Origin of the sequence: Mesorhizobium atlanticum, from assembly GCF_003289965.1 — a bacterium.
In the GTDB taxonomy this organism is placed as follows: Bacteria; Pseudomonadota; Alphaproteobacteria; order Rhizobiales; family Rhizobiaceae; genus Mesorhizobium; species Mesorhizobium atlanticum.
The window spans coordinates 760,525-776,796 of record NZ_QMBQ01000004.1 but is presented as its reverse complement, the minus strand read 5'-3'; the positions used below and the strand labels follow the sequence as shown (position 1 = coordinate 776,796).

Sequence of the window (16,272 nt, the reverse complement as noted above, 5' to 3'; positions counted from 1 at the left end):
AGCTCGGCTGCCGTTGCCCGGCCGTGATCGAGCGGCGCCCGCGGCCGGTCGTGCAGGCCTTCCGGGCCGGTCTCCCGGTAACGTCCAAGCCATTTGTAGCCGGTCTTGCGTGAGATCTCGAAGGCCGCGCAAAGCTGCGTCATCGTCTCCTCACCAGATAGGCACTCCACAACAAACCGAAGCCGTTCATCCATGATGCCAGTCTCTCGCCAAACCATCGCCGGTCCTCCCGGCTGGCGAGAAAACTGTCACCCATCTAATCGGTCCATTCTGTTACCTATCTATCCGGTTCGGACAGCCGATCCGGCTCTCCCCGCTTTGCTGGGGCGAGGAAACGCCAATCGCCGAGGGCGCGACCTCGCAGTTTGGGTTCCTCGCCCCGCGGAGCGGGGAGAGGTGGCTCGGCGAAGCCGAGACGGAGAGGGGAGCGCCGCCGGCGATTTCACGACCACCCCTGGCGCAATCGTCTCCGCCGCCTGGCCTTGATCCACATCAAGCTGGCCCCTGTGGCGGGCCTGATAGGCTGACTATATCGACATCAGGCCTGACCGTTCAGGCTCCCGCCACTGGGGCGCATCGCCCCGCAAAAGAGGGATCGCCACCATGTACAAGAAAATCCTCATCGCCACTGACGGCTCCGAGCTCGCCCAGAAGGGCGTCGCCCACGGGCTGGAGTTGGCCAAGGGCCTGGGCGCCACGGTTACCTTCGTCACGGTCTCCGAGCCGTTCCCGACCTTGGCCTGGGGCGGCGCGATGGCCGGCTATGTCGCCGCCGACGAGTTGGTCAATTACGAGGAAAGCGCGCGCAAATACGCCAGCGAGCTGCTCGGCAAATGCAAGGCCGAGGCGGATGCCAAGGGCGTCGGCTCGAAGGGCGTCCATATCGAGAACCGGACGCCCGCCGAGGCGATCCTGGAGGTCGCCGGCAGCGAAGCCTCCGACCTCATCGTCATGGCATCGCACGGTCGCCGCGGGCTGGGCCGGCTGGTGCTGGGCAGCCAGACGGCGGAGGTGGTATCGCTTACGACGATCCCGGTGCTGGTGGTTCGGTAGGGTCCAGCGATATTCAGGTGAAGCCGGCCTGACCTGAATCTGGGCAGACCCTTGCGGCAGCGAAAGGCGAGATAGGCAGCGATCCTTCGCGCCCCCCTCTGTCCTGCCGGACATCTCCCCCACAAGGGGGGAGATTGGCGGTTTCGGCGCTCCGCCCTATCGTGCAACTTTGGCGATTGGCGAAAGCCGGCGCGACATCTGATCTCCCCCCAAGTGGGGGAGATGACCGGCAGGCCAGAGGGCGGGCGCTGTCCCGCCGGCGTCTCGGACTTTCCCGTTCGCCGCCCCGCCGCCCTACTGCGTCGGCAGCAGTGGCGCACCGGGCGATGCCAGGTCCGGAGACGGAAAATCGGATCCCGTCTGACCCGGCTGCGTCGCCACAGATGTCGCCGAACCCGGCGGCGGCAATCCGGGCAATGACGAGTCCGCCGGCGGAAGTAGGGTGGGCGGTGGCGAAGCCGGCTGCTGCCCGGAATACATCAGCCGGGGCTGGCCTGCATCGGCGATCGTCGGTCCGAGGCTGCGCTGGATCAGCGCCTCGACATGGTCGTTACGCTGGCGCGCGCTATCGGCGCCCATCACCACCACGATCAGGTGCCGGCCGTCGGCATTGTAGGAAGTGACGATGTTGTAGCCGGACGCCCTTATGTAGCCGGTCTTGATGCCGTCGACGCCGCGCACGCGGCCCAGCATGTCGTTGTGGCCGCGCACCAGCCGGCCGCGGAACATGAAGTCGCTTTCGGAGAAATAGTGGAAATGCTGCGGGAAGCGCTTCTCCAGCGCCATGCCCAGCACCGCCATGTCGCGCGCCGTGGTCACCTGGCCGTCGTCGGGCAGGCCGCAGGCGTTGCGGAAATTGGTGCCGCTCATGCCGAGCGAGCGCGCCTTGGCGGTCATCATCGCCGCGAACTGGTCCTCCGAGCCGCCGCCCAGATATTCGCCCACCGCCACCGCCACGTCGTTTGCCGACTTCACCACCATGGCGCGGATGGCGGAATCGACGTCGATCGTCTCGCCGCGCCGGAAGCGCAGCTTCGTCGGCGGCTGCGAGGCGGCGTGATCGGAAACCGGAATCCGCGTTTCCTTGGTCACCCGGCCGCTCTCCATCGCCTCGAACAGCATGTAGAGCGTCATCATCTTGGTCAGCGAGGCCGGATAGCGCTGCGACCGCGAATTGACCTCGAACAAGGTCTTGCCGGTCGAGGCGTCGACCACGATCGCTGCATATTTCTGCGGCTGCGCCGGCACGGCAAGCACGCTTTCCGGCGGCGCCGCCGTCGTGCAGCCGGCGACCAGCGCGAGCAATGCCAACAGGGCGATGAGTTTCTGGAGGAGAGGGAAGGTAGGGGGCAAGACTGTTCTAAAGCTGTTGCTGAGATGCGGCGAAGCTAACGTAACCCATATGCCGCGTCCAACTGGTTAACGGCTGCAAGAAGGCATTTGCCCAGGTTTTGGGGGGTTCGCGCCGTCGGCGACGCTGCCAATCTCCCCCCGCGCGGGGGTTGAGGAGCGGTCCGCGTAGCGGGCGGGAAGCCAATTGCTTGGCTTCCGAGTGACGAAAGCCCGGCAGGGCATAGGGGTGCTGTCCTGGCGACTCGAGGCTGGGGTTCCTCGCCCCCGCCAAAGGCGGGGGAGAGGTGGCCGCGAAGCGGACGGAGCGGGGGCTTCGTAGGGCGCTCCCCTCTCCGTCTCGGCTTCGCCGAGCCACCTCTCCCCACTGCGTGGGGCGAGGAACCTTGATCTTGCAGCGCCGCCATCCTTCACACCCCTCTCTGTCCTGCCGGACATCTCCCCCGCAAGGGGGGAGATCAGATGTCGCGCGGGCTTTCGCCAACCGCCAGCATCGCTTTTGCCATCCCCACCTCCTTTCCGCTAATATGTCGCCGCTTGGATTTGGGGGGATCGGCATGTCGGAAATCGCCACGGGTACGACCTCGTTGCTCAGGGCGTCGCTCAGCCGCACCGGCAAATGGGCGGCGAGTTTCGCCTTCATCAGCGGCGCGGTCGGCGACGTGCTCAACCCGCTGGGACCCTTTGCCGCCTACATTGCCCTGGTCGCCGCCGTCGCGGCCATCATCATTGCCATCGCCATGGTGCTGCGGCTGGTGCTGGCCGCCAAGGCGATGCCGGCGCTGATCTTCGCCACAAGTGCCGCGGCGATCGCCGGCGGCGTCTACGGCATCCAGCAGGAAACGAATTCGCAGAACGGCGTCATCGCCAATCTCGTGCCGGCGGTCGCCGAGCTGCAGCAATCGCTGGGCATCGTCTCGCAGAAGGTGGCGAAGATCGAGCAGACGGTCACCGAGACGCAGAAAACGGTCGAGGAGGTCAAGAAGTCGACCGACACGGTCGCCAAGACCGCCGAGCAGATCGCTTCCGCCCAGCAACAGCAGGTGGCGCAGGGCGCCGAGACGCAAAAGACCGTGGAGGCGGTGAAGCAGACCACGGATACGGTCGCGCAGAAGGCGGAGCAGATCGCTTCTGCCCAGCAACAGCAGACGGTGCAGGGTGCCGAGACGCAGAAGGCCGTCGAAGCGGTCAAGCAGACCACCGACACCTTGGCCGCCGGCCAGCAACAGCAGCAGGCGCAGGCTGAAAAGCTGCAGGCGACCACCGAGCAGATCGCCGCTTCGATCGACACGATCGCCAAGGGCTTCGCGCAGCTTTCCGCGCAGGGCGGAGCGATCGCCGATCCGAAACGTCCCGACGAGTTCTACCACAATGCCCGCGTCTATGAGCTCGCCGGCGACATGCTCAACGCCCGCCGCTCCTATCTCGCCTTTGCCGGCTTCGATGTCGACGCGATCGATCCCTATACGCGCTTTGCCACGCTGCTCAGGGTCCAGGACGGCAAGGCCGGCGCCCGCGAAGTGTTCGGCACGCTGGCGGAAAAGGCCAAGGCGCCCTCGATCAAGCTCGTGCATCTGCTGCAGTTCGACGATGCGCAGCGGCTCGACAAGCTCAACGCCTTCATCGCGGACAACCCGGATTACGCGCCGGCTTACTTTCTCCTGGCGCAGGAATTCTCGGAGGATCGCCTCGGCAGCCAGACGCTCGCCGACAAACGCAGCGAGGCCCAGGCGCTGAGCAAATTCGTCTCCTACGAGAAGGACGGCGGCCTGCTCAAATATTTCGTCGACCAGGCGCAACTGGCCGACTGGCTCGACCGCAGCCGCAGCCGGCTGACGGCGCTGGGCGATGTGCTCGACCCGTCGCGCTTCGTGCCGACGCTGACGCCGATGCGCTCCAATGCCGGCTGGTCGATGACGATCTCGCTGCCGGAGCCGGCGACGGCGATCTCCTGGCGGCTTGGCGACTCCGGCCCCTTCACCGACACCGGGGTGATGGCGATGAACGACCAGCGCACCGGCAAGCCGATGCCCAATCCGAGCTTCGAATTGCCGGACAGCACCGCCGCCACCACCATCGCCATCAAATATCTCGACATCCGCGGCCGCGAGACCGGCCCGTTCGACATCCGTTTCGACCCCGACAGCTCGCTCCAGCAGGAGAACAAGCAGATCCTCGATCAGTTCTGGACGTCGTGGATCGCCTTCGATTCCGGCGGCAATCGCGGCCTGGTCTATTTCACCCAGATGCTGTCCTACCGCTGCGCCATCAAGGAGGTGCATTACAGCCTCAACGGCACCGCGCTCGACAAGGAGATCAAGATGCCGCCCTGCGACGCCAAGGATCCCTACGCCATTCCCTCCGACTACCAGCCCTACTTCAAGGTCAAGGACGACGTGAAATCGATGGCGGTGCAGGTGACCTATACCGACGGCACCAAGTCGCCAGTGCGAGAGTATAAGAGGCAATAGTGAAGGCCTGCTCGCCGCGAAACCCGCCTGTGGGTTGAGAGTGGATATTTTCTTCCAGCGTCGGCGCCGCCCCTCACCTGCCTGCCGGCATCCTCTCCCCGTTTAGTGACGGGGAGAGGGGGCAGTCATCGCGGGTTCCGCCAATCGCCAACGTTGCCGGGAAGGCGCCGAGTTTGCGGCCAGCCCCTTCTCCCCGTCACTATACGGGGAGAAGTGCCCGGCAGGGCGATGAGGGGCGGCGCCGACGGTCAAGAATTGGTTTTCTCGTCCGGACTGAGGCTCGGCTGATGCAAATTGCCAATCACCGCGCTTGCGCCGAGAGCCCTGAGCAGGCTCTGCTGCCGGCCACCAAAAGATTCGCGGGAGGCATTCATGGACACCGTCACGATCGGCGCAAAGGGCATCTCCGTCTCGCTCGATCTCGCCGTCGGCCATGTCGCCGCCATGGAGGTCGAGGCCGACGGCCGCGTCCTGAAGCCGCTGCATCGCGCGCCCTGGGTCGGCTCGCCGCGCGAGACATTGCCCGCGAACTTGCCTGAAGGCACCGTGCGCCTCTCCGGCGATTTCCTCTGCGCCCCTTTTTCCACCAGCGATGTCGAGCCCGCGCCTCTGCATGGCTGGCCGGCCAACAGCGAATGGGACGTCGTCGAGAACGGCGCCATTGCCGGCGGCTGGCGCGCCGCCTTCCGGCTGCGCCGCAAGGTGATGGGGGCAGCCGTCGACAAAATCTTCACGCTGCGCGACGGCCACCCCTTTCTCTACCAGGAGCACGTCTTGTCCGGCGGCTCGGGCGCGATCTCCGTTGCCCATCATCCGATGACGGTCATGCAAGGCGGCGGCCGGCTCGCCTTCTCGCCCAAGCGCGTCGCCGTCACGCCCCCGGCGCCGCTGGAGCCCGACCCGGCGCGCGGCCGCTTCATGCTGGCCTATCCGGCCCGTACCGCCGACCTCACGCAGTTCCCGCTCGCCGCCGGCGGCACCACAGATCTCACCGACTACCGCGTGGAGGACAAGCGCGAGGATTTCATCACGCTGGTCGAGGCGGATCACGGCGGCCCGGGCTGGACGGCGATTGCGCGGCGCGCCGAGCGGGACCTGGTGCTGGTGCTGAAGAACCCGGCCGAACTGCCGGTGACGATGCTGTGGTTCTCGAATGGCGGCCGCGACTACGCGCCCTGGAGCGGCCGCCATCTCGGCGTGCTCGGCATCGAGGACGGCCGCAGCGCGATCGGCCATGCCGCCTCGCTCGGCGACAGCTGGCTGAAGCATGAAGGCGTGCCGACGGCCTTCGCGCTCGCCGAGGGCCGGTCGGTCTCGTTCCGCCATGTGATCGGCGCGGTTCCGTTCGCCGAGGCGGGAGCGCCTGCCGACATTGAGGCAGCGACCGATCGATTGCGCATCCGTGCGCCGAACGGCGCGGTGAAGGAGGTGCCGTTCGACGGCGAATTTCTGCGCATCGGCCGGTCAGTTCCGGCGTAAGCCCGCTGGTTCGTCATTCCAGGGCGAAGCAGGAGCGAAGCTCCGTCGCGAAGATCCTGGAATCCATTCCGTGACCTTGGCCGAAGGATGCAAGCGGAGCAGATTCTGCACCGGCTAATCTCGAAAGCCGGCGGCCGCCAAACAATCGGAGAAACCTCGGCATCCAGGAACGAGGTTTGAATTTTCCACCGACACCCGCCAAGATACCGGCCGCAACCTTACCGAAGAGGTGCCGATGTCCGAGATCGCCCATATCACAGCCGCCATCTTCAAGCGCGCCGGCAAGGCCAAGCGCTTCGTCGTTGCCATTGCCGGTCCGCCGGGTTCCGGCAAGTCGACGCTGTCGGCGAGCCTGCATGAGCTTCTGCCTGAGGGCAGTTCAGAGGTCGTGCCGATGGACGGCTTCCATTATGACGACATCATCCTCAACCGCCGCGGCCTGCGTTCCCGCAAGGGCGCGCCGGAAACCTTCGATTTCGCCGGCTTCGAGACGCTGTTGAAGCGCATCCGCACAGGCGAACCCGATATCGCCATTCCGGTCTTCGACCGCAGCAGCGAACTGTCGCGCGCGGCGGCCGAGATCGTTTCCGCCGACACCAAATTCATCCTGGTCGAGGGCAACTACCTGCTGCTCGACGAGGAGCCGTGGTCGCGGCTGGCGCCTTTGTTCGATTTCACCATCTTCGTCGACGTGCCGCGCCATGAGCTCGAGCGCCGGCTGATGGAGCGCTGGCGCGAGCACGGCAAGTCGGATGAGGACGCCCGCGCCTGGATCGCCTCCAACGACATGCCGAACATCGAACGGGTGCTGGCGCGGCGCCGGCCGGCCGACATGATCATTGGTTAACCCGCTCAATTTTCAATATTTTCGGACGGGAACTTTAAGGTTTTCACGCCGTTATCAGCCTGTCCCGAATTGTCCGGCGCCGGGGCAATTCCAGGGAAGCACCCAACCGCTTTCCGTCCGGAATTGCGAAAAGAAGCGAGCAGGAACTGTCAGATGGCAACCAACAGCAGAAAGCCCGTGGCCAAAAAAACCAGGGCCACCCAATCCAGGACGACGCAGGCCAATGCGGGCGCAGGCCCGGCGATCGCCGAGCGGTCGAAAGACGCCAAGCCGGCTTTCGGCAAAGCGGCGCCGAAGAAAGTGACGTCCGGCCTGGCCCACAAGGTCGCGGCCCATAAGGTCGAGGCCAAGAACGCGAAACGTCCCAAGCCGGCGGCAAAGAAATCAGGCCCGATCCGCGCCGTGGCGAGCGTCGCGACAGGAGCGGTCGTCGCGACCGCGCGGCTCGCGGCGTCCGTGTTCGGCCGCGGCGGCGCGAGCGCCAAGACGAAGTGAGGGCTCAGCCCTTTGCCGGAATGGTGAGGCCCCGCTTCACCGCCGGACGCGCAAGGCCGCGCTCCAGCCAGTCGGCGACGGTCGGGAAATCGTCGAAGCCGACCAGGTCGCGCGCCTCGTAGAAGCCGATCAGGTTGCGCACCCAGCCCAGCATCGACACATCGGCGATGGTGTAGTCGTCGTCCATGATCCACTTGCGGCCCTTCAGCCGTGTTTCGAGCACGCCGATCAGCCGCCGCGACTCGTCGCGGTAGCGCTCGAGCGGCCGCTTGTCGGCAATTTCGCGCCCGGCGAATTTGTGGAAGAAGCCGACCTGCCCGAAGATCGGGCCGATCGCCGCCATCTGGAAGAACACCCACTGGATCGTCTCGTAGCGGCGCGCCGGATCGGCGGGAATGAGCTTGCCGGTCTTGTCGGCCAGATAGAGCAGGATGGCGCCGGACTCGAACAGGCCGATCGGCTTGCCGCCCGGACCGTCCGGATCGATGATGGCCGGGATCTTGCCGTTCGGATTGAGCGACAGGAATTCCGGCGTCCAGCTCTCGTTCTTGCCGATATCGACATAGTGCGGCTCATAGGGCAGGCCGATTTCCTCCAGCGCGATCGAGACCTTCACGCCATTGGGCGTCGTGGCGGAATAGAGCTGCAGGCGCTCGGGCTGCTTGGCCGGCCAGCGCTTGGCGATCGGAAAGGCGGACAGGTCGGTCATCGGAAACTCCGGATAGGGATGGGCGCCGGGCGGCGCTCATGGCGGGGTGAGCAAGAGTTAGGTCCGCGGCCGGCCGGGATCAATACACCGGCAAGTGGCTTGCCATGTATATACAGTCAACCGGCAGGCTGCGATCAGACGGCCTTGAAGGCCAGCACCGCGTTGGTTCCGCCGAAGGCGAAGCTGTTGCTGAGCGCGGCGCGCACCTTGCGCTCGCGGGCCGTGTTCGGCGTCACGTCGAGGTCGCATTCCGGGTCGGGCTCGCGATAGTTGGCGGTCGGCGGCACGATGCCGTCGCGGATCGCCATCACGCAGGCGATCATCTCCAGCCCGCCGGAAGCGCCGAGGCAATGCGCGTGCATCGACTTGGTCGAAGACACTGAGAGCGAAGGGGCATGGTTGCCGAAGACGCGCTTGATCGCGGCGGTCTCGATCTGGTCGTTGGCCTTGGTGCCGGTGCCATGCGCGTTGAGGTAATCGACGTCTTCCGGCTTGAGCCCGGCATCCGCAAGGCAGAAACGCATCGCCGCTTCCGGTCCCTCGACGGTCGGGGCGACGATGTCGGAAGCATCGGCGGAAAGCCCGACGCCGGCGATCTCCGCCAAAATCGTGGCGCCGCGCGCCACCGCGTGATCGTAGCTTTCAAGCACCGCCATGCCGGCGCCTTCGCCAAGCACAAGGCCCGCGCGGTCGGCCGAGAACGGTCGGCAGGTGTCGGGCGAAAGCACTCTGAGCGCCTCCCAGCCCTTGAGCACGCCCCACACCAGCGGCGCTTCGGTGCCGCCAGCGACCATCACGTCGGCGCGGCCGAGCCTGATCTGGTCGACCGCCGTGGAAATTGCATGGTTGGCCGACGAGCAGGCCGAAGTGGCGCCGAAGACAGGGCCGCGCAGCCCGAGCGCCATGCTGACCTGGCCGGCGGCCGCGCCCGGCATCACTTTCGGCACGGTGAAGATGGCGGCGCGATTACGCCCCTCGAGCAGGATCGCGCGGTAGTTCTCCTCGATGGTCTCGAAGCCCGCGACGCCGATGCCGACGATCGCGCCCATCCGGTAGGTGTTGTCGGCATGCGCCGTCAATCCGGATTGCCGCATGGCCTCGCGCGCGGCGATCACCGCCAGCAGGCTGAAGCGGTCCATCGACACGACCTGCTTGCGGTCGATGCCATGGTCCGGCAGTTGCTTGATTTCGCAGCCGGTCTTGACCTTGAGGTCATGCAGCGACGGATTGTCGATCGGGCCGATGGCCGAGCGGCCGGCGCGCATGGCGTCCCATATCGCCGGCGCATCGTTGCCGAGCCCACAAATCCCGCCGATGCCGGTGATGACGACGCGTTTTTGCATGCAGTCAGGCTTTTTTCGCGATCAGTTCGCGAACCGCCTCGACCATGTCGCCGACGTTCTTGAGGTTGCTCCAGGCATCGACCGTGTTCATCTCGATCTCGATGCCGTACTTTTCCTCGAGATCGAAGATGATCTCGGTCAACTCCAGCGAATGGATCCCGAGCGTTCCGAGATCTGTGCTGGCGGTGATCTCCTCACCGCCGGTGTCGGCATGGGCTTTGATCTTTTCGATGATCTCGGTCGTCAGTTGGTCAGCCATTCGGTTCCTTCCCTGTCGTTTCCCGACGCCAACTGATCAGCGCCCCTTTTGATCCCCGGATCCAACAACGCCGTTGCCCTTACCTCGCCAGACACCGCGCGACCGCTCCAGGGTGGCTTCCCTCTATAGAAACCAAAACGATGTCAAGCAACAAGCGATATATCGACAAAGCCGCCGGAGTGCTTAACCTGGAATCGTGGACACGATCGAGAACACCTTGGCATCCAACCCCGCCTCGCCTTTGGCCGCTCCTCCTTTGCCTGCAGCGCAACGTGTTGCAGGGCGAGCCAGGCTTTTCTGCGGCAAGAGCGAGGGCCGGACACGCCTGAAGCGGCTCTATCAGGATGGATCGGCCAAGATTCGGCTGCCGGCGGTAGAAGGCGATCCGCTCGAGGCGGTGCTGATCAACACGGCCGGCGGAATGACCGGGGGCGACCGCCTCGCCTGGACGATCGAAGTCGGCGCCGGCGCCTCCGCCTCCATCACCACCCAGGCCTGCGAGAAGGTCTATCGCGCCGCCGCCGACAGGGCCGAGACAAGCGTCGGCCTGCGGGTCGGTCCGGGCGGCCGCATCGCCTGGCTGCCGCAGGAAACCATCGTTTTCAATCGTGCCGCCTTCGCCCGCACGCTGGATGTCGATCTCGCGGAGGATGCCGAAGCGCTGGTGCTCGAAGCCACGCTGTTCGGCCGGCTGGCGATGGGCGAACGGACGGTTCAAGGCAGCTTCCACGACCGCTGGCGGGTCCGCCAGGGCGGCGTGCTGATCCATGCGGAGGATTTCCGGATCGGTCCGGATATCGCGGCAACGCTCCAGCGGCCGGCGGCGGTCGGCGGCGCGCTTGCCGTCGCAACGCTGCTGCTCGTTTCGCCGCAAGCGGAAAACCTGCTCGGGCCGGCCCGCGCCATCATCGGCGATCCCGGCATCGGCGGCTGGGGCGGCGCGAGTTTCTGGAGCGTCGGACGATCTGGCAAGCTTCTTGCGAGGCTCAGCGCCGGCGACGGCTATCAACTCCGCAAGCGGCTGGTTCCGCTCGTCGAACTGCTCAATGGGCGGGCGGGCCTGCCCAAATTATGGTCACTCTGATTCTGAGTATCGGGACATTGCATGAATCTTACGCCGCGTGAAAAAGACAAGCTGCTGATCGCCATGGCGGCGATGGTGGCGCGCAAGCGCCTGGAGCGTGGCGTCAAGCTCAACCATCCGGAAGCCATCGCCCTGATCACCGACTTCGTCGTCGAAGGCGCGCGCGACGGCCGCCCGGTCGCGGAACTAATGGAAGCCGGCGCCCATGTCGTCACCCGCGCCCAGGTCATGGACGGCATCGCCGAGATGATCCACGACGTCCAGGTCGAGGCGACGTTTCCCGACGGCACCAAGCTGGTGACCGTGCACGAGCCGATCAGGTGAGGGCCGATCCGGTGAGGAGGAAGACCGATGCTGGAGCTTAGGCCAAATTGCGAATGCTGCGACAAGGATCTGCCGCCGGAGGCGACCGATGCGCTGATCTGCACCTTCGAATGCACCTTCTGCGCCGACTGCGCGGATAGTGTGCTGGGCGGCGTCTGCCCGAATTGTGGTGGCAATTTCGCGCCGCGGCCGATCCGGCCGGCTGCGCTGCTGGCGAAATACCCGCCATCGACCAAACGCGTGCTCAAAGCCGAAGGCTGCGGCCCGCGCAAGGCCGCTTAACCAGGTCAATGGAAAGGGCAGAAAGATGATCTCCGCCTCAACGAAACGCAGCACGCTTGCCGTCATCCTCCTGCTGGCTGCGGCGATGCCCGCTTATGCCCATGTCGGCGCGGGCACCACCTCTTCCTTCACCGCCGGCTTCGCGCATCCGCTGTCCGGGCTCGACCATATGGCGGTCATGATCGCCGTCGGCCTGTGGGCGGCGATGAAGGGCGGCAAGGCACTCTGGGCCTGGCCGCTCGCGTTCGTCGGCGTGATGCTCGCTGGCGGCGCGCTCGGCATGCTGCATGTGCCGGTGCCTTTCGTCGAGCCGGGCATCCTCGCGTCCGTCGTGGCGCTAGGCCTGCTGGTGGCTCTGGCGATCGACCTGCCGGTCTCGGCCGGCGTCGCCGTCATCGGCCTGTTCGCGCTGTTCCACGGCCACGCCCATGGCACCGAAGTGCCGGAAAATGTCGGGGGCCTGGACTATATGGCCGGGTTCGCGGTGGCCACGGCGCTGCTCCACGGTGTCGGCATTGCAGCCGGCGTCCGGCTTGGGTCGCGCTTCCGTGGCCTGGCGCGCGCAGCCGGTGCCGCTTGCGCGGCGATCGGCATTGGCCTGGCCTTCGGTATGGTGTGAGGGCGCTATGATCCCGGGTGAAGTTATTGCGGCCAAAGGCGACATCGAGCTCAACAAGGGCCGGCCGACCGTCACGCTCAAAGTCGCCAACAGCGGTGATCGTCCGATCCAGGTCGGCAGCCATTATCATTTCTTCGAGACCAATGAGGGCCTGAAATTCGACCGCGAGCGCGCACGCGGCATGCGGCTGGACATTGCCGCCGGCACCGCCATGCGCTTCGAGCCGGGCCAGGAACGCGACGTCACCTTGGTGCCGCTGGGAGGCAAGCGCGAGGTCTATGGCTTCCAGCAGAAGGTGATGGGCAAGCTGTGACGGCCGTCGGCGCGCTCACATCACTTCGGAGGCTTGGCGGCCGCGTAGATGACGACCTTCCCCGGATTGTCGAACTCCACGGCGAGCACGTCCTCGGCCTGCACGCGCCGCGAATCGATCGCGTTGAAGAGCAGGGCGTTCGCCTCGATCTCCTGGCGCAGTTCGGCGACGTCCTCCTGATGCTGCTTCATCTTGTTCTCGATCGCCGGAGGCGGCCCGCCTTCGCTGCGCGCCGCATCGGTCAGGAATACGATGTCGACCGTGTCGAGCTTGGTGGTCTTGCGCACCATGCCGATATTCTCGCGGGTGCGGTCGATGGCCGTGATGACCTTTCCGGCCTCCGTCCTGGAGAGCGCCTCTTCCTGACGGATATCGGAATCGACGATCGCCGCGGCAGGCCTGCCGTTGTCCAGCGGCTGCGACGCGGACGCCGCCTGGGGCGCGGCCATGAAAAGCGCGGCGGCAACGACGGAACTGCATTTCGCAAAAGGCCGAGTATTCGCCACTATTCGCTCCTGACTGAACTCGTGACGGGGCGAAAACAGCGAAACGGTCCTGCGTGGTCGGAGGTTCCCTTCGAAAGGTCGCCGGCGGCCCGCAAGGCGGCCCGCATTCCCTTCAAAACATGGTTGGCGGACCGCAAAACGGCCCGCCTGGGCGCGCAATCAGCTTGCCTTCTTGGTGATCAGCGTCAGAGCGCCATTGGGCTGCATGCTGGCGGCGATCACCTGTGCCGAGCTCATGCCCTTGGCTTCGAGCGCGGATTTCACCTTGGGCGTGGCGTCGATCGACTTGCGCAAGGTCTGCAGGCCGGCATCGCCGCGCTGCGCCACGATCTGGTTCACCTGCGTCTGCGCGTCCTTGGGCAGCTCGGTGATGTCGACGACGTTGACACTCTGGATCGACGGCACCGCGGACTGGGCTTTCGGCGCGGCGGGGGCAGCCGGCGACGGGCTGGGCTGCGGCGTCGGTTGCTGCTGGGCGCCGGCAGTGCCCGCCATCGTCAACGTGGCGACCGCGGCAACAAGTATCGCTTTGCGCATGGATATTCCTTCCATTGGCTTGGGAGTGATTCCGCCCGCCTCAATGGCCCGATGGGAACGCTGAAATGGGCGCTCAAAGTGTCGCCGGGCGGGTCATTGCGTGACCATTGGATGGCGACAATGTGCGCCCCGCGCGCAAACAACCGGAATTTCGGGAGCAATTGCTGATGGCCAGGATAAGCCGCGCCGCCTATGCGCAGATGTATGGACCGACGGTCGGCGACAAGGTGCGGCTTGCCGACACCGAGCTGTTCGTCGAGGTCGAGAAGGATCTCACTGTTTACGGCGAGGAAGTGAAATTTGGTGGCGGAAAGGTCATCCGCGACGGCATGGGACAGAGCCAGGTCACGCGTTTGGGCGGCGCGGTCGATACCGTCATCACCAATGCGCTTGTCGTCGATGCGCTTGCCGGCATCGTCAAGGCCGATATCGGCCTGAAGGACGGCCGCATCGCCGCGATCGGCAAGGCCGGCAATCCGGACACGCAGGATGGCGTCACCATCATCATCGGTCCGGGCACCGAAATCATCGCCGGCGAGGGCAAGATCCTGACGGCCGGCGGCTTCGATGCGCATATTCATTTCATCTGCCCGCAGCAGATCGAGGAAGCGCTGATGAGCGGCATAACCACGATGCTGGGCGGCGGCACCGGCCCGGCGCATGGCACTTTGGCCACCACCTGCACGCCCGGCCCCTGGCACATGGCGCGCATGATCCAGTCCTTCGACGCCTTCCCGATGAATATCGGCCTGTCGGGCAAGGGCAATGCGTCAAGGCCGGCGGCGCTTGAAGAGATGGTGCTGGCCGGCGCCTGCTCGCTGAAGCTGCATGAGGATTGGGGCACCACGCCGGCGGCGATCGATTGCTGCCTGTCGGTTGCCGACGACTACGACGTGCAGGTGATGATCCACACCGACACGCTGAACGAGTCAGGCTTCGTCGAGAACACGGTGGCGGCGATCAAGGGCCGCACCATCCATGCCTTTCACACCGAGGGCGCCGGCGGCGGCCACGCGCCCGACATCATCAAGGTCTGCGGCCTGCCAAACGTCATTCCGTCCTCGACCAACCCGACCCGGCCCTACACCGTCAACACGCTTGCCGAACATCTCGACATGCTGATGGTCTGCCACCATCTGTCGCCGTCGATCCCCGAGGACATCGCCTTCGCCGAGAGCCGCATCCGCAAGGAGACCATCGCGGCCGAGGACATCCTGCACGACATCGGCGCCTTCTCGATCATCTCCTCCGACAGCCAGGCCATGGGCCGTGTCGGCGAGGTGGCGATCCGCTGCTGGCAGACCGCCGACAAGATGAAGCGCCAGCGCGGCGCGCTGCCCAATGAGACCGGCGACAACGACAATTTCCGCGTCCGCCGCTACATCGCCAAATACACCATCAACCCGGCCATCGCGCACGGCCTGTCGAAGGAGATCGGCTCGATCACCGTCGGCAAACGCGCCGATCTGGTGCTGTGGAACCCGGCCTTCTTCGGGGTGAAGCCCGAAATGGTGCTGGTCGGCGGCTCGATCGCGGCAGCGCCCATGGGCGATCCGAACGCCTCGATCCCGACGCCGCAGCCGATGCACTACCGGCCGATGTTCGGCGCCTATGGCAAGGCGCTGACCAACTCCTCGGTCACCTTCGTCTCTAAAGCCGCCTTCGATGCCGGCCTGCGGGACAGGCTCGGCGTCGACAAGGCGATGGTCGCGGTCGAGAACACGCGCGGCGGCATCGGCAAGCATTCGATGGTGCTCAACGACGCCACGCCGCATGTCGAGGTCGATCCCGAAACCTACGAGGTGCGCGCCGACGGCGAGCTCTTGACCTGCGAGCCGGCGACCGTGCTGCCAATGGCGCAGCGGTATTTTCTGTTTTGACAGGCGGCTGATCCGATTAGCGGGGGCAAATTTCGTTGCGGCTCGCGCGCGCAGATCGCAATATGCTGCAAAGCAGCAGCATTGTAATCAGGCATGGCCACCGAAATCGCCTCCCCGCACGATATCTTCCCGCATATCCGCATCGTCATGGGCATGGTGATCGGCCTCGGCGTCACGCGGCTGCTTTCGGGAACCGCCCGCATCGTCCAGCATCCCGGCCAGTATCGGCTCTACGCCGTTCATCTTGCCTGGGTTGCCTCGGTGCTGTTGATGCTGGTGCATTTCTGGTGGTGGGAGTTCGGCCTCTACGCCATCGAGAGCTGGACCTTCGGCAAATACCTTTTCATCATCTTTTACGCCATCACGCTCTTCCTGATGTGCGCCTTGCTGTTCCCGGATTCGATGCTCGATTACACCAGCTACGAGGATTATTTCTATTCGCGCCGCGCCTGGTTCTTCGGGCTGCTTGGCGCGACCTATCTGCTCGACGTCATCGACACGCTGCTCAAAGGCCCGGAGCATTTCGCCCGCTTCGGCAACGAATATCTGATCCGCACGCCGGTCTTCGTGGCGCTCTGTATCGTGGCGATCCTGGTGCGCGACAAACGCTTCCACATCGCTTTCGTCGCGGCTGCGCTGATTTACCAGATATCGTTCATCCTGCGGCTCTTCGACACCATCGTCTGAGCGTTCGCGATGCGGTAGGGTTCTCGGAAAAGGC

19 protein-coding genes are annotated in these 16,272 nt (G+C 65.4%); 12 read left to right on the top strand and 7 right to left on the bottom strand.

Translation table 11 applies throughout. The features are described from left to right. Positions 1 to 218, bottom strand: a 218-nt coding sequence (locus DPM35_RS17350) for a helix-turn-helix domain-containing protein (RefSeq protein ID WP_146767959.1), incomplete at its 3' end; no start/stop codon positions are given. 385 nt (positions 219 to 603) lie between these two features. On the opposite strand from DPM35_RS17350, the gene DPM35_RS17345 reads away from it, so the two are divergent. Next, a complete protein-coding gene (locus DPM35_RS17345; RefSeq protein WP_112128452.1) occupies positions 604 to 1,053 on the top strand; it encodes a universal stress protein in 450 nt (149 codons plus the stop codon). A gap of 294 nt (positions 1,054 to 1,347) precedes the next feature. Here the strand turns inward: DPM35_RS17345 and DPM35_RS17340 are convergent, their stop codons facing one another. Beyond that, positions 1,348 to 2,406 carry a D-alanyl-D-alanine carboxypeptidase family protein gene (locus DPM35_RS17340; RefSeq protein WP_112128451.1) on the bottom strand — a complete coding sequence of 353 codons (1,059 nt, stop codon included), beginning with the start codon at positions 2,404 to 2,406 and terminating at the stop codon, positions 1,348 to 1,350. 554 nt (positions 2,407 to 2,960) lie between these two features. Here DPM35_RS17340 and DPM35_RS17335 point away from each other — a divergent pair. The 4 genes from DPM35_RS17335 to DPM35_RS17315 all read left to right on the top strand — a co-directional run bounded on the left by DPM35_RS17335 (position 2,961) and on the right by DPM35_RS17315 (position 7,695). Beyond that, a complete protein-coding gene (locus DPM35_RS17335) occupies positions 2,961 to 4,874 on the top strand; it encodes a methyl-accepting chemotaxis protein (protein WP_112128530.1) in 1,914 nt (637 codons plus the stop codon). Positions 4,875 to 5,246: 372 nt separating this feature from the next. Continuing rightward, on the top strand, positions 5,247 to 6,353 hold the full coding sequence (locus tag DPM35_RS17325) for a hypothetical protein (RefSeq protein ID WP_112128450.1): 1,107 nt from the start codon (positions 5,247 to 5,249) through the stop codon (positions 6,351 to 6,353). Positions 6,354 to 6,588: 235 nt separating this feature from the next. After that, positions 6,589 to 7,200 carry a nucleoside triphosphate hydrolase gene (locus DPM35_RS17320; RefSeq protein WP_112128449.1) on the top strand — a complete coding sequence of 204 codons (612 nt, stop codon included), beginning with the start codon at positions 6,589 to 6,591 and terminating at the stop codon, positions 7,198 to 7,200. Between the two features lie 177 nt (positions 7,201 to 7,377). Further along, positions 7,378 to 7,695, top strand: coding sequence for a hypothetical protein (locus DPM35_RS17315; RefSeq protein WP_342633672.1), 318 nt, complete (start codon positions 7,378 to 7,380; stop codon positions 7,693 to 7,695). A gap of 4 nt (positions 7,696 to 7,699) precedes the next feature. Here DPM35_RS17315 and DPM35_RS17310 read toward each other — a convergent pair whose 3' ends face one another. The 3 genes from DPM35_RS17310 to DPM35_RS17300 form a co-directional block, all read right to left on the bottom strand. Further along, a complete protein-coding gene (locus tag DPM35_RS17310) occupies positions 7,700 to 8,404 on the bottom strand; it encodes a glutathione S-transferase family protein (protein ID WP_112128447.1) in 705 nt (234 codons plus the stop codon). Positions 8,405 to 8,538: 134 nt separating this feature from the next. After that, positions 8,539 to 9,747 (bottom strand): beta-ketoacyl-[acyl-carrier-protein] synthase family protein, encoded by a 1,209-nt coding sequence (locus DPM35_RS17305; protein ID WP_112128446.1) that lies wholly within the window; start codon positions 9,745 to 9,747, stop codon positions 8,539 to 8,541. A gap of 4 nt (positions 9,748 to 9,751) precedes the next feature. Continuing rightward, positions 9,752 to 10,006, bottom strand: coding sequence for an acyl carrier protein (locus DPM35_RS17300; RefSeq protein ID WP_041003067.1), 255 nt, complete (start codon positions 10,004 to 10,006; stop codon positions 9,752 to 9,754). Between the two features lie 241 nt (positions 10,007 to 10,247). Here DPM35_RS17300 and DPM35_RS17295 point away from each other — a divergent pair, with 241 nt between their 5' ends. From DPM35_RS17295 to DPM35_RS17275, 5 genes are read left to right on the top strand one after another with little or no spacing between them, the layout of a single operon-like run. Beyond that, positions 10,248 to 11,090 carry an urease accessory protein UreD gene (locus DPM35_RS17295; protein ID WP_112128529.1) on the top strand — a complete coding sequence of 281 codons (843 nt, stop codon included), beginning with the start codon at positions 10,248 to 10,250 and terminating at the stop codon, positions 11,088 to 11,090. 21 nt (positions 11,091 to 11,111) lie between these two features. Further along, a complete protein-coding gene (locus tag DPM35_RS17290; RefSeq protein WP_041003069.1) occupies positions 11,112 to 11,414 on the top strand; it encodes an urease subunit gamma in 303 nt (100 codons plus the stop codon). Between the two features lie 27 nt (positions 11,415 to 11,441). After that, positions 11,442 to 11,696 carry a DUF1272 domain-containing protein gene (locus DPM35_RS17285; RefSeq protein ID WP_112128445.1) on the top strand — a complete coding sequence of 85 codons (255 nt, stop codon included), beginning with the start codon at positions 11,442 to 11,444 and terminating at the stop codon, positions 11,694 to 11,696. A gap of 25 nt (positions 11,697 to 11,721) precedes the next feature. Next, a complete protein-coding gene (locus DPM35_RS17280) occupies positions 11,722 to 12,315 on the top strand; it encodes a HupE/UreJ family protein (RefSeq protein ID WP_112128444.1) in 594 nt (197 codons plus the stop codon). Positions 12,316 to 12,322: 7 nt separating this feature from the next. Next, on the top strand, positions 12,323 to 12,628 hold the full coding sequence (locus DPM35_RS17275; protein ID WP_112128443.1) for an urease subunit beta: 306 nt from the start codon (positions 12,323 to 12,325) through the stop codon (positions 12,626 to 12,628). Positions 12,629 to 12,648: 20 nt separating this feature from the next. On the opposite strand, the gene DPM35_RS17270 is transcribed toward DPM35_RS17275, so the two are convergent. After that, the gene (locus DPM35_RS17270) at positions 12,649 to 13,137 is read right to left on the bottom strand and encodes a hypothetical protein (protein WP_425373384.1); all 489 of its coding nucleotides are present in this window, start codon (positions 13,135 to 13,137) and stop codon (positions 12,649 to 12,651) included. Positions 13,138 to 13,293: 156 nt separating this feature from the next. Then, positions 13,294 to 13,671 carry a hypothetical protein gene (locus tag DPM35_RS17265; RefSeq protein WP_112128441.1) on the bottom strand — a complete coding sequence of 126 codons (378 nt, stop codon included), beginning with the start codon at positions 13,669 to 13,671 and terminating at the stop codon, positions 13,294 to 13,296. Positions 13,672 to 13,838: 167 nt separating this feature from the next. Here DPM35_RS17265 and ureC point away from each other — a divergent pair, with 167 nt between their 5' ends. Further along, positions 13,839 to 15,551, top strand: a complete 1,713-nt coding sequence (gene ureC, locus DPM35_RS17260; protein ID WP_112128440.1) for an urease subunit alpha — start codon at positions 13,839 to 13,841, stop codon at positions 15,549 to 15,551. Positions 15,552 to 15,644: 93 nt separating this feature from the next. Then, on the top strand, positions 15,645 to 16,238 hold the full coding sequence (locus DPM35_RS17255) for a hypothetical protein (RefSeq protein WP_112128439.1): 594 nt from the start codon (positions 15,645 to 15,647) through the stop codon (positions 16,236 to 16,238). Positions 16,239 to 16,272 lie beyond the last annotated feature (34 nt).

Bases quoted from the DNA above. Each gene is read 5' to 3' on its own strand.
- DPM35_RS17345 (WP_112128452.1), top strand. From the start codon at position 604: ATGTACAAGAAAATCCTCATCGCCACTGACGGCTCCGAGCTCGCCCAG.
- DPM35_RS17335 (WP_112128530.1), top strand. From the start codon at position 2,961: ATGTCGGAAATCGCCACGGGTACGACCTCGTTGCTCAGGGCGTCGCTC.
- DPM35_RS17325 (WP_112128450.1), top strand. From the start codon at position 5,247: ATGGACACCGTCACGATCGGCGCAAAGGGCATCTCCGTCTCGCTCGAT.
- DPM35_RS17320 (WP_112128449.1), top strand. From the start codon at position 6,589: ATGTCCGAGATCGCCCATATCACAGCCGCCATCTTCAAGCGCGCCGGC.
- DPM35_RS17310 (WP_112128447.1), bottom strand. From the start codon at position 8,404: ATGACCGACCTGTCCGCCTTTCCGATCGCCAAGCGCTGGCCGGCCAAG.
- DPM35_RS17305 (WP_112128446.1), bottom strand. From the start codon at position 9,747: ATGCAAAAACGCGTCGTCATCACCGGCATCGGCGGGATTTGTGGGCTC.
- DPM35_RS17300 (WP_041003067.1), bottom strand. From the start codon at position 10,006: ATGGCTGACCAACTGACGACCGAGATCATCGAAAAGATCAAAGCCCAT.
- DPM35_RS17290 (WP_041003069.1), top strand. From the start codon at position 11,112: ATGAATCTTACGCCGCGTGAAAAAGACAAGCTGCTGATCGCCATGGCG.
- DPM35_RS17285 (WP_112128445.1), top strand. From the start codon at position 11,442: ATGCTGGAGCTTAGGCCAAATTGCGAATGCTGCGACAAGGATCTGCCG.
- DPM35_RS17280 (WP_112128444.1), top strand. From the start codon at position 11,722: ATGATCTCCGCCTCAACGAAACGCAGCACGCTTGCCGTCATCCTCCTG.
- DPM35_RS17275 (WP_112128443.1), top strand. From the start codon at position 12,323: ATGATCCCGGGTGAAGTTATTGCGGCCAAAGGCGACATCGAGCTCAAC.
- DPM35_RS17265 (WP_112128441.1), bottom strand. From the start codon at position 13,671: ATGCGCAAAGCGATACTTGTTGCCGCGGTCGCCACGTTGACGATGGCG.
- ureC (WP_112128440.1), top strand. From the start codon at position 13,839: ATGGCCAGGATAAGCCGCGCCGCCTATGCGCAGATGTATGGACCGACG.
- DPM35_RS17255 (WP_112128439.1), top strand. From the start codon at position 15,645: ATGGCCACCGAAATCGCCTCCCCGCACGATATCTTCCCGCATATCCGC.